Origin of the sequence: Corynebacterium sp. HMSC056F09 (assembly GCF_001815785.1) — a bacterium.
GTDB lineage: Bacteria > Actinomycetota > Actinomycetes > Mycobacteriales > Mycobacteriaceae > Corynebacterium > Corynebacterium hiratae.
Map to the genome: position 1 here is coordinate 1 of NZ_KV821951.1, position 480 is coordinate 480.

A 480-nucleotide genomic window follows, 5' to 3' on the forward strand; every position below is an offset into this window, starting at 1 on the left:
TCGGATTCAGTGGGATGATCATTGAGTACCAAACGCCCAGACATGCGATTATGGTGCCACGTTCTCACCGTGTCAGCGCAGCGATCAACTACCTGGCCGACTTCCTTATAGCTTTTTGCCAGCATCAACAAGTTTTAAAGCTTTAGCAATGCGATCCCGCTCAATTTGTATGGCTCCACCGCGACTGTTGTTGGCGAGTTCAATACCGTCTTGCGCAAGGTATCGGTAAGCCGTCTGTGGGAAACCTGTCTCTTTCAGTGCGCTATACGCAGACTGGCCGCTTTCTACAAGAGCAACGACCTTTTGGTATTGATTTTTGTATTTATCCTCATTCAGGCTCCGATGGCGCTTGCCGCGGCTAAGTCCCTCAGCCTGACGCCACACCCTCGCCTGAGCCTTCGAGACCCCCAACTCCTTGAGGATCACCGACATCGGACGCGCATCATGCAGATACGCCTGCACATACCGCTCACGTAGCTT

General features: G+C 52.5%; 1 protein-coding gene. It reads right to left on the minus strand.

The genetic code is table 11. From position 1 onward, the window contains the following. Window positions 1-105: 105 nt before the first annotated feature. Window positions 106-480: hypothetical protein (locus HMPREF3056_RS13530; RefSeq protein WP_168167378.1), on the minus strand; the 375-nt coding region annotated here is incomplete at its 5' end.